The following is a 9,208-nucleotide window of genomic DNA, read 5'->3' as shown; positions in this document are numbered from 1 at the left end:
GGCGGGGGTGGGCATGCCCGGATTGTAGGAAATCCTACGCGCGCCGGCTGCGTCGCGTCTACCAACCGGCGGTTGGAATGCTCAACTCGGTGAGCCTTGCTTTACCCGGTCCTACCGCCCCAGCGCTTGTTTCGAAACCGACAGAAGTTCTTCTTCGTCCACCACTCCGGCCATGTAGTTGGCAATAATTCGGGACGCGAGCGCTTCACGTCGATGCGCAGATTCACTGTCAATCTTCAACCGCTCGAACACCCGCGCCAGTAGGGCCAACTCGGTCGGGTTGAAGACACCCGCATGCTCGGCTTTTCCACCAATCGGCATGACAAACCCCCTTCGCCCAGAGATTTTGTTCGTGCGTCATTATCATACACCAAAAAACCGCACCCCGTTGCAGAATCGCAGACGCGAGATGCGCCCCTCGCGGAAGATCTGCGAGCGGGCGAGGACGACCCCACATCAGATCTTCAGCAACCCCGTCGAATTCCTTGAGGCCTTCGCTGGGAGGCTTCTGCTTATGAAGTCCCTGTTCCGTTGCAGCCGCCTCGAAAGCGGCGAACGCAGCTTGGTGACTGCAATGTCCGGCCAGGCATTCCTCGATCATTCGGATTGCTTCAAGCCGGGACGGGTTGTCCATGGATGGCCATGGTTGCTGAAGCGCTTTCGCAGCGCCGGCTATCGACGCGACCACCACCGGCGTGTGATTCAGGTAGATTGTAATCGGGACAAACGCCGTCATTTTTGTCGCTCACCAGGATCGAAGGCGGTTAAACGCGAAGACATGGCGGTGGTTGCATGAACATGCATCGTGAATTCAGAGCGGCGCTGCCCGACGCGATCGAGGCTGAACACGCGGTGCCAACACGCAGGGGTTGCACGTCCGACGAGCCTTGATCGTATCGGTGCCATGAACGAAGAAGCCCGCGCCCCACGGAGGGGAAGGACGCGGGCTGATCGGAGGGGACAATCCGATCTCGCAGCATTCCTATGTGCACAGGAAATATTACCGCAGGAGGCGAACGTCTTGCGCGTGCCAGTGTTCCATACGGAAACAAAAAGTCCGCCGCACCTAAAGCGCGACGGGGCGATCAAGCGATCATCGAGCGCGGGGTGGGTCGGGATTTGCCCGGTTCGCGAATCGTGAAAAATGATAGGCTGCCGGCTGCGTCGCGTCTGCCGACCCGACGCGGAGCATTTCGAGCATTGCCACTAGACAATCCTTCGGGCCGAAAGTGTTACCCATGTCTCCGGTATAAACCGTAACCTATGTGTCCAGAATGGACCTTGAAAATACTGGCGATCCCGACAGGATTCGTTGATCATTTCTTGCCTATTGATTTGGCTTCGTTTTCGCCGCTGGCGCCCGCACCAAATTCGAGGTGCGGGGATAAAGCGTTCGCAGCTTGTTCCGCCATCTTCTTTCGGCTGGCCTTCCGAGTGTAGACTTCGGCCATGCGCGGGTTTTTCCATCCGTACATTGCTGCAAGCTGCATTTCGGTAGCGCCATTCTCCGCGGCTATCGTAGCACCGGCCTTCCTTAGACCGTGAGCACGTCCCGGAACTCCAGCTGTTATGCACTCTTCCGCGAACCAAGCGCCGAAGGATTCCTTGGTCCAGGACTTTCCCCGGCTGGTTGAGAGTAAGACAAGGTCGCCGGTCGTAGTCGCCTCGATTGAGCGGGCCAACGGCGGCAAGAGCGGGATAACAATCTCCATTCCGTTCTTGCTCGCTCGATACGTTATGACCCCTTCCTTGATGTGCTGCCTGCCGAGCTTCACAGCGTCACCGCGTCGAAGGCCGGTGTAAAGAAGCAGATCAAAGGCCAGCCGCGCTTTCGTGCCCACAGGGTGTGCCGCCTCAAACTTCCGGGCTTCATCAACGGTCCAAGTGTGATGTCCGTCAGTTGCCGGGGTCTTGGTGTCGACTCCCGCCGCGGGATTCTCGGTGACCCAATCGCTGTCGACCGCAAATTTGAACAGCGCGGTCATGATCTTCACGTAATTCATTGCGGCGTAAGGCGTGGCCTCGCGGCGCATCTTGCCTGCCTTGATGTCACTGGCCGCGATCGCCCGGAATTTTAGATCCCCGCCTGTCTTGCAAACCGACAGGAGGACGCGTTTTCGCATCTCCTGCGTTTCTGGGCTAAGGAGGGAAAACCTCCCGCTCTCAAGATACTGATCGACAAGCCATCGGAGCGACGATCGAGGCGCCTTCGCCTTAGCGTCAATTTTCCTGCCAACCAGCGCCGCTTCGTATGCCTCATTGAACTCTGGCGATCCGAAAACACCGGGCAGACGCATGCGCTTCTCCCTTCCGCGCCGGAAGTACCACACGGTCTTTCCGTGGCGGTTGCTCTCCCGCTGTATGAAGGGTTTGCGAGGGCGCGGCATGGCGACCATCAAAGATAGCCTTTTCCTTTGCCGTCAACCTCAACCTGCAGCTTTCCATGACCCTCAGGCATAAGACGCACAAGAACATCGCCGATTTTGAGCTCGGCAACAAAGCCGGCCTTCGCGGCACCCTTACATATCGCTTCGACCTGGCGGGCAGGAAGGGGTAGAACCTTCGTCATGCGCCCTCCCGGCAGAGTTGGCGCATCTTCTCGATATCTCGAAGGGTCGTATAGTATCGATTCCCGATCGTCTCGACCGCGAGTAGACCGCGGTTGACAGCACGGCGTAAACCTCGCTCCCCCATGCTGCCATCGGGGAACGCGATGGTCGCCGCAAGCGCCAAGCGGAGCGGGGTATCGGGGCCGATCGACGATCGATCAATTTCGGTTTTCGGGTGCATCCAGCAGCCTCGTTTTTTTGACACTGGATGCTCATTTCTGCCGACATTTGTTGCACGTCAACAACAGAATATTCTTTTAACAGACAGCCGGTAAGCGACTAGGTGGCGATACCTCAATGGCCGCAATGCTTTTCGCCTTATGAACAATTTTTGCGACCGATCCGGCCAAGCTGCTCCAAAACGAAGGTTAGCGCGGCATTCCGTGCTAGAATCAAACATTCCAAACTTGATTCTTTCATTAGCCGTGAAATGGAAATTAGACCGTGGATGTGAATGACCTGTGGCGCATCGACTATCAGGGACCATCCAGATCGGCCAGTCGAGGATGTAAAACAGTGGATATCTCGCCTTAACGAAACGCGGGACTGGCTAAAGCACGACAGACCCCAGCCAACCGTAAACCTGGTGGCCTTCGAAGCTGGGTTGTTCATCCTTCGCGCCATGTCCAAATGGGAACCTTGGACGCCTGCCATGTTTGCGTTCAAAGAACTATGGTTGTCCTCTCCGAAGCTGATGCGGCCGGAAGACTATGCGCCAGAAGGAGAGGAAGCAGGCCCGCCACCGTGAGGCAGCGGGCTCTGGCCTTCATTTGAGCGTGATTAGATCCAGCGGTCCCGGCGCTGGTCGCCGGCCACAAGAACAAGGCCCAACAGCAAGCCTACAGCCGCGCCCAGCATGAAGGCGGACGATACCGTGCCAGGATTTTCTTGAACGACATCGGAAGCAGTAGACGCCCTTTTGCGAAGTGCTTGCGTTGTCCGAGACACGCTATCGGCCGCGCCCTCATACCAACCAGTAGCTTCCTCGACCACCTCTTCAGCGCGCTCCGCGAGCGTCCGATTGATCTTGTTGATCTCGCGCTTCAGTTGCGCAACCTGCTTCTCCAAGTCTTCCTGAGCTTCTCGTTGCGTCTTGCTCGGCGTTGCGGCTTCGTTCGGGTCGTCAGCCATTGTGATCTCCCTTTGGGGTGGGGCTCAACGGCCGCCGCGGCGTAAGGTTCCTCAGCAACAAAAAAGGCCCGCCACCGTGAGGCAGCGGGCTTGCTGGTGTGGCCGGGTTAGTGCTTGTCGCTGCTGGAAGCGTACAGAAGGATCGTCGCCAGCCAACAGAACGGGCGCTGGCGCTTGGAAGAGTCGATCACGCTTTCGCCCATAATTAAGGGAAAAGCGAATGTCACACGACACTTCAATCGATTCCAAGCAGCTTTCAATGCTCGCTGCCGTACTCAAAGGCTACTGCGACGAAGCAGGAATCCCCGAATGGCACCCGGCAAGGGAACACTTCGGGCGGTGGCTTATGAGCCTGTTCCAATCCGGGGTAATTGAGCCTGACGCTCTGAAAGCCAAGCTGAACGATGGCTATGAAGATTGGCTAGGCGAGATCGGCGCAACCGGTCCTTTCATACCGCCCAAACTATCGTCCGATGACCGTCTGGTGGGCGACAATATCTTGCCAGGATCAGATCGAAGGGGCAGACCAGCGGTCGTCCGCGAAAACACAACGACTTAGCTGACTTCTAGAGGATCATTGAAATGCGTCGGGTCCGCTGTCGACGGCTCCAAAAGCGCGAACGTTGCGCAGCTGGACACTTCCGGGAGACAGCGGACTCAAACTCGGGCCAAGAGGGGACAAGGCCCTTTATGATCCCTATGCGGGGATCATGGCAATAACGGCGGGCGGGTACAAACGTTCCGTCGGCTGAAAGATATATCCGGCCGCTTAGCACTTCTTCACCTTCGGCGTGATCTCTTCGATCTGCGCGCCCTCGCCGATCTCTTTTGCCATGGCTTCTGCCTTGGCCTTGACCTTGGTGGTCAAGACCGTGCGCCAATGCGGCGTTTCGAATACGCTAACGATGTAGGTTGTCGTCGCCTGCATCTGTATGGCGCAACTTTCCTGTTGATGGATGCGGCGCAACAGTTCTTGGGATCGAGCGAGAATGCGCCGGCTCTCTTCAATGGTGGAGCGCAGGCCCGCAATCGAGGTCCGCGTGGCTTTAGCCTGCAACCGCGCACTCTCAACGTACACGTTATCGATTTGCCACGGGTCCATTGCCGTAACTCACTGCGACTAGCGTTTTCGAGTTAGAAATCGGGCTTCCCGCATAAGTGACGGCCAGTCGGACCCCAGAAAAGCGATAAGCTCGCGAGCCTGCTCTTCGGTTATATTCGCCTCTTTAACCAAGCGCTGAACGATAGAGTCGTCAGGGGCCCTGCTGGGTGTTCTGTCCCTATCGTCAGCGATCGGAAAAAATCCTTAGGTAGCATAACGCGACCATTTGGATTGAGTTCCTCCACAATGATTTCCGCGATCACGGAATTACTCGGATCTCCCCAAGCTCGGTAGTATCAAGGCGGCGGACCCCAATCCGCTAGGCCGGCGCCCGACAAGGCAATCTACCCCAACGCCCCCCAAGTGGCGCCGGCCACTTTCCCACAAGGCGAGCGCTTCAGTTCCTCGGCAGCTTGTGGACCTCCAGCCTGATCGATCGCCGCCCGCTTTTGCGGCTGATTCATTTCGCGACATCGGCCCGGCAACAGAGTATAGACCCTCAAGAGGGGCAAAATCCCCGGATCGGCTGCAAGCCTTGTTTCATCCCATTGCCAATATCGAAGATGTGCAGACGCTGGCGCAGGCCATCGTCAACACGATCGCCGAGCCCTTCGTCGTCCTTGACGAGAAGTTTCGCGTGCTGGCGGCCAGCCGCTCCTTCTACCAGACCTTCAAGGTCGACCCCGAGCAGACGCGCGGCTCGCTGCTCTATGCGCTCGGCGACGGCCAGTGGGACATTCCGGCACTGCGCCTGCTCCTGGAGACGATCATCCCCGAGAAGACCGCCATGGACGGTTTTGAGGTCGAGCATGATTTCCCGAATATCGGACCACGAACAATGCTGCTCAACGCCCGAAAGGTTCTCTACGACCACAGTTCAGCCGTGACCATCCTGCTCGCCTTCAACGACATCACGGCCCGCCGTGCCATCGAGAGGGAAAAGGAAGAGCTTCTCGGCCGCACCGAAGACCTGCTGCGGCAAAAGGATGTGCTGCTGCGCGAAATGGAGCACCGGGTCGCCAACAGCCTGCAGATCATCGCCAGCATCCTTTTGTTGAAGGCCCGCTCCGTCACATCAGAGGAAACTCGTCAGCATTTGAAGGATGCCCATCAGCGGGTTCTGTCGGTCGCCGAAGTGCAGCGCCACCTCCACACCACGACCGGCGTCGAAGAGATCGACGTCGTGTCCTATCTGTCGAAGCTGTGCAGCAGCCTGGCCGTCTCGATGGTTGGTGAAGACCAGCCGATCGCGGTTAACGTCACGGCACATGGCGGCAGGATAGACTCGCAGAAGGCGGTGAGCCTCGGCCTGATCGTCACCGAGCTCGTTCTGAACGCGATCAAATATGCCTTTCCGAGGGAAAAGGCCAAGGCGCTGATCCAGGTGTCTTACGAAACCGACGGCGGCGACTGGAAGCTGACAGTGTCGGACAACGGCACCGGCAAACTCACCAGCGAGCCGTCGAGCGCGGGCTTGGGGACAGCCATCGTCGAGGCGCTGGTCAAGCAGCTGGAGGCCAGGATCGAGGTCATCAGCGACACCAAGGGCACCAGCGTGTCGGTGACCAGGGCGACGTTCACCTCGCGTGTGCCACGGGCGGCGTAGACGATCGACCTGGGACCACTGGTGACTCGACATCAGGCTAGTCGAGAAGTACAGGCCACCGAAGCGCAAAAAGCCGTTGCGTGACATGGTGGACTATCATGGAAACGGGCATTGCTCTCGCAGCAAACATGAGGCACCGCTCCACAGTGGCGCCGGCCACTTTCAGCCCCCTCGTTCGAAAGTTGGCTTCCAATCGCGATTGGGCGCCCGCTGCTGGCCTTCGTAGTCAGGAACGCATGTGAAGAACACCTGCCGTCGGTCACGGCCGGCAGCCTTGCAATTTGAGCAAACAAATAGCCCGACCAGGTCGTCATGCATCGAGCCGTGGTCACGGCCGAGCCTGTCAATCAACGCCTGGATATCCAGCTTCGTCGATTTGCAGCACATCGGGTGTCCGCAATTGACATAGATGGTTTCGCGGGCGGCCAGGGTGTCGGCGAGGGTCTTTTGGGGCATGGCGATCTCCGTTGAAGGGCTCGCCGCAACGGGGAGGAATATAATCCTGAAAACGAGGGCGTCGGCAATAGGGGACGCCCACTCTTTGCTTTTGGGTTGATATTAGCTCAGGGCCCTATTTCTTTCGGCCGGACTCTTTGCAACCTTCTCGCTATCTTGTGCGGCAACGGCGCGGCCTTCTTAAAGCATCCGCTTCATCGGCTCGTTGCGTTTTTCGTCAGTGTGAGCACGATAATGGAACGTCCAAAATCCGTATCGGAGATGATCGAGCGCTACGACAGCGATTTTTACGAGCCGATAGGGCGCTTGATAATGCAGTTTGGATTTCTGGAATTCCATATCGATCATTGGCTGTCCGCGCTTGGCGCCGACCAACCGAAGCTGCGGAAAGCGAACAACTTGAATAACAAAATCACTCTGTATGGTCAGATCATCGACCAACACACCACCGAACCGAATGACTTTGCCGAGCGCGATCGCCTCGTCCAGCAGATGCGCGAACTCAACACGTTTCGCAATCGTGTCGTTCACGGTCCGTGGAGCGCATACCTCGTAGAAAAGAAGGCTTGGCAGAAACTCTCATTCAACCGGCAAAATGCAACACACCAATTCTTTGAGGTGACTGCCGATGAAATTCGGGCGGCTGCTAGCGACCTAGCGAAAATCCAGGTAGAGGCGTCTCACTTTGCCTTTGGCTTTCTAGCGGTGAAAATCCAACGCTTGGTACCCACGGCCTGAGTCCCGCTTTGGGTACCCACTTCAACCTGCCCCGGCAATGGCACCCCGCCGCCGAGCGCGGCGGGGCAGGTTCGATTTAAGCCGTCGTAGCTATTGCGTCTTTCGAGGATCGTCCGCCGGATTGATGTACTTGATGCTCCACGGGCCATTATTGGTGAGTTGGAGCACCGTCTCCTCGTCGAAGTAAGCAAAATGCGCCGTGTCGGGCGGCAAAGCGAAGAAGCCGCCCGCAGGAATTGCTTTGGCGGCGCTCCGGTCGGCGGTCTCGCCCATGCCAAGATTAATGGTCCCCGATATTACTGTGTCAACCTCAAGCCCTGGATGCGTGTGCGGCGCGATCGCATACCCAGCCGGCAATTTGAGCCGAAGGGCAAACGGACCTTCCTTGGTCGGATCGCCGAACAAGACTGCCGCCTCTGCTCCGGCAGGGAGCGTTTTTGGACCCGGGCCCCACTTAACCTCGTTGGGAGTGACCACAGTGTGCGCATCCTCTGCCGAAGCAAAGGAGGCGATTCCGCAGGATACGATCCAGCCGATTGCAAGTAGCGATGCAATTTTCATGGTAACCTCCCGTCTAGCCGCGCTACCCATTCCGGCCGCGTGCCGGGGTGGGCTCGCCAAACATTCAGATTAGGTCCGCGAGCCACGTCTTGGCAAGCATGTCGCGCAAGTCGTGGCCATTGAGATGCAGCAGATCGAACGCGACGAAATAGAGGTCGTGCTGGCGCCTGGTGATTGCCTTGCGCAGTGCGGCAAAATCCGAAAGGCCAGCCTCATTCAAGACGACGACTTCGCCGTCGATGATGGCATTCTCGACGTCCAGCGTTCGCGCCGCCGCAGCTAGGTCGCGGTACTTGGCAGTCCAATCGAGTCCGCGGCGGGTGAAAATCCGAGCGCCGCCGGCGTCGATGATGATCTGGGAGCCGGTAGCCGTCGAATTTGGCTTCATGCATCCAGTCATCGCCTTGGGGCGGCTTGGCTACCAAGGTCGGCATCATCGGAGGAATAAATTCTAGCCGGTCGCCGGCACTCACTCGTTTAGGCACCAAATTGACTCTAGGCTCATCCGATTTGACAGCCAGGGGAACGGAACGTGACCATTTTACTAAATTAGTAATGATGCATGAGAGGCTTATGGTAGAACTAGCCGGCGACCCAAACCCCCGCCGGTTAGGCCCGGCGGTCGGTTGCCTACCCCGCAGCGGCTGTCGGGCCGTCTGAAGTGGTAGGCACGGTGAGGCCAAGTGACCCGAATTAGAACCAGCCAGATCGGCATGCCGTTCTCCTTGAAATAGGACACCACCGGCAGCGTCAGGTAAGCCGTGGAGCGCCGTCCGCGTCACATTCGCCTTAGTAGCCGCCGCCGCCCATGCCGCCGCTACCGCCGGGGCTACCGCTGCCACCGTTTGTGGTCTGTGTCGTGGAATGCTGCGCTCCATTGTTGGTCATGCACCCGGCGGCACCGGTTAGGATCATGAGCAAGACTGCGATTGTGATGTGACTGGGCATAAGGGTTGTCTCCCTTCCGTGGGTTCCCCCGCAATCGGTCAACAACATTGCGCTCGG

At 58.0% G+C, this 9,208-nt stretch carries 12 protein-coding genes; 3 read left to right on the top strand and 9 right to left on the bottom strand.

Translation table 11 applies throughout. The annotated features are described in order from the left end of the window. Nucleotides 1-111: 111 nt before the first annotated feature. The 5 genes from AC0L14_RS34415 to AC0L14_RS34395 form a co-directional block, all read right to left on the bottom strand. Entirely contained in the window at nucleotides 112-321 is a 210-nt protein-coding gene (locus AC0L14_RS34415) for a hypothetical protein (protein WP_473486754.1), read from the bottom strand. Further along, nucleotides 230-736, bottom strand: coding sequence for a DUF982 domain-containing protein (locus AC0L14_RS34410; RefSeq protein ID WP_473752194.1), 507 nt, complete (start codon nucleotides 734-736; stop codon nucleotides 230-232). Before AC0L14_RS34410 ends, AC0L14_RS34415 begins: the two co-directional genes overlap by 92 nt. 580 nt (nucleotides 737-1,316) lie before the next feature. Then, nucleotides 1,317-2,297: a tyrosine-type recombinase/integrase gene (locus tag AC0L14_RS34405; protein ID WP_473752193.1), complete on the bottom strand. Its 981-nt coding sequence runs from the start codon at nucleotides 2,295-2,297 to the stop codon at nucleotides 1,317-1,319. Nucleotides 2,298-2,395: 98 nt separating this feature from the next. Further along, entirely contained in the window at nucleotides 2,396-2,569 is a 174-nt protein-coding gene (locus AC0L14_RS34400) for a hypothetical protein (RefSeq protein WP_473752192.1), read from the bottom strand. Nucleotides 2,570-3,389: 820 nt separating this feature from the next. Further along, nucleotides 3,390-3,740 carry a hypothetical protein gene (locus AC0L14_RS34395; RefSeq protein ID WP_473752191.1) on the bottom strand — a complete coding sequence of 117 codons (351 nt, stop codon included), beginning with the start codon at nucleotides 3,738-3,740 and terminating at the stop codon, nucleotides 3,390-3,392. 220 nt (nucleotides 3,741-3,960) lie between these two features. On the opposite strand from AC0L14_RS34395, the gene AC0L14_RS34390 reads away from it, so the two are divergent. After that, nucleotides 3,961-4,299, top strand: a complete 339-nt coding sequence (locus tag AC0L14_RS34390) for a hypothetical protein (RefSeq protein WP_473752190.1) — start codon at nucleotides 3,961-3,963, stop codon at nucleotides 4,297-4,299. Nucleotides 4,300-4,509: 210 nt separating this feature from the next. Here the strand turns inward: AC0L14_RS34390 and AC0L14_RS34385 are convergent, their stop codons facing one another. Further along, nucleotides 4,510-4,842 (bottom strand): hypothetical protein, encoded by a 333-nt coding sequence (locus AC0L14_RS34385; RefSeq protein ID WP_473752189.1) that lies wholly within the window; start codon nucleotides 4,840-4,842, stop codon nucleotides 4,510-4,512. A 535-nt stretch (nucleotides 4,843-5,377) separates the two neighbouring features. On the opposite strand from AC0L14_RS34385, the gene AC0L14_RS34380 reads away from it, so the two are divergent. Then, nucleotides 5,378-6,448: a sensor histidine kinase gene (locus AC0L14_RS34380; protein WP_473752188.1), complete on the top strand. Its 1,071-nt coding sequence runs from the start codon at nucleotides 5,378-5,380 to the stop codon at nucleotides 6,446-6,448. A 162-nt stretch (nucleotides 6,449-6,610) separates the two neighbouring features. Here the strand turns inward: AC0L14_RS34380 and AC0L14_RS34375 are convergent, their stop codons facing one another. Then, on the bottom strand, nucleotides 6,611-6,904 hold the full coding sequence (locus AC0L14_RS34375) for a hypothetical protein (RefSeq protein WP_473752187.1): 294 nt from the start codon (nucleotides 6,902-6,904) through the stop codon (nucleotides 6,611-6,613). Between the two features lie 234 nt (nucleotides 6,905-7,138). Here AC0L14_RS34375 and AC0L14_RS34370 point away from each other — a divergent pair, with 234 nt between their 5' ends. Continuing rightward, on the top strand, nucleotides 7,139-7,642 hold the full coding sequence (locus tag AC0L14_RS34370) for a hypothetical protein (RefSeq protein ID WP_473525601.1): 504 nt from the start codon (nucleotides 7,139-7,141) through the stop codon (nucleotides 7,640-7,642). A 90-nt stretch (nucleotides 7,643-7,732) separates the two neighbouring features. Here AC0L14_RS34370 and AC0L14_RS34365 read toward each other — a convergent pair whose 3' ends face one another. Next, nucleotides 7,733-8,203 carry a cupin domain-containing protein gene (locus AC0L14_RS34365; RefSeq protein WP_473752186.1) on the bottom strand — a complete coding sequence of 157 codons (471 nt, stop codon included), beginning with the start codon at nucleotides 8,201-8,203 and terminating at the stop codon, nucleotides 7,733-7,735. Between the two features lie 64 nt (nucleotides 8,204-8,267). Further along, a complete protein-coding gene (locus AC0L14_RS34360; protein ID WP_473752185.1) occupies nucleotides 8,268-8,591 on the bottom strand; it encodes an ATP-dependent DNA ligase in 324 nt (107 codons plus the stop codon). Between the last annotated feature and the right edge of the window lie 617 nt (nucleotides 8,592-9,208).

This window comes from Mesorhizobium sp. WSM4841 (assembly GCF_055811515.1).
The sequence above is the reverse complement of the archived record's forward strand: the minus strand, read 5'-3'. Positions and strand labels throughout refer to the sequence as shown.

Excerpts from the sequence above, each read along its gene's own strand:
- AC0L14_RS34415 (WP_473486754.1), bottom strand. The coding sequence starts at position 321 with ATGCCGATTGGTGGAAAAGCCGAGCATGCGGGTGTCTTCAACCCGACC.
- AC0L14_RS34410 (WP_473752194.1), bottom strand. The coding sequence starts at position 736 with ATGACGGCGTTTGTCCCGATTACAATCTACCTGAATCACACGCCGGTG.
- AC0L14_RS34405 (WP_473752193.1), bottom strand. The coding sequence starts at position 2,297 with ATGCGTCTGCCCGGTGTTTTCGGATCGCCAGAGTTCAATGAGGCATAC.
- AC0L14_RS34400 (WP_473752192.1), bottom strand. The coding sequence starts at position 2,569 with ATGACGAAGGTTCTACCCCTTCCTGCCCGCCAGGTCGAAGCGATATGT.
- AC0L14_RS34395 (WP_473752191.1), bottom strand. The coding sequence starts at position 3,740 with ATGGCTGACGACCCGAACGAAGCCGCAACGCCGAGCAAGACGCAACGA.
- AC0L14_RS34390 (WP_473752190.1), top strand. The coding sequence starts at position 3,961 with ATGTCACACGACACTTCAATCGATTCCAAGCAGCTTTCAATGCTCGCT.
- AC0L14_RS34385 (WP_473752189.1), bottom strand. The coding sequence starts at position 4,842 with ATGGACCCGTGGCAAATCGATAACGTGTACGTTGAGAGTGCGCGGTTG.
- AC0L14_RS34375 (WP_473752187.1), bottom strand. The coding sequence starts at position 6,904 with ATGCCCCAAAAGACCCTCGCCGACACCCTGGCCGCCCGCGAAACCATC.
- AC0L14_RS34370 (WP_473525601.1), top strand. The coding sequence starts at position 7,139 with ATGGAACGTCCAAAATCCGTATCGGAGATGATCGAGCGCTACGACAGC.
- AC0L14_RS34365 (WP_473752186.1), bottom strand. The coding sequence starts at position 8,203 with ATGAAAATTGCATCGCTACTTGCAATCGGCTGGATCGTATCCTGCGGA.
- AC0L14_RS34360 (WP_473752185.1), bottom strand. The coding sequence starts at position 8,591 with ATGAAGCCAAATTCGACGGCTACCGGCTCCCAGATCATCATCGACGCC.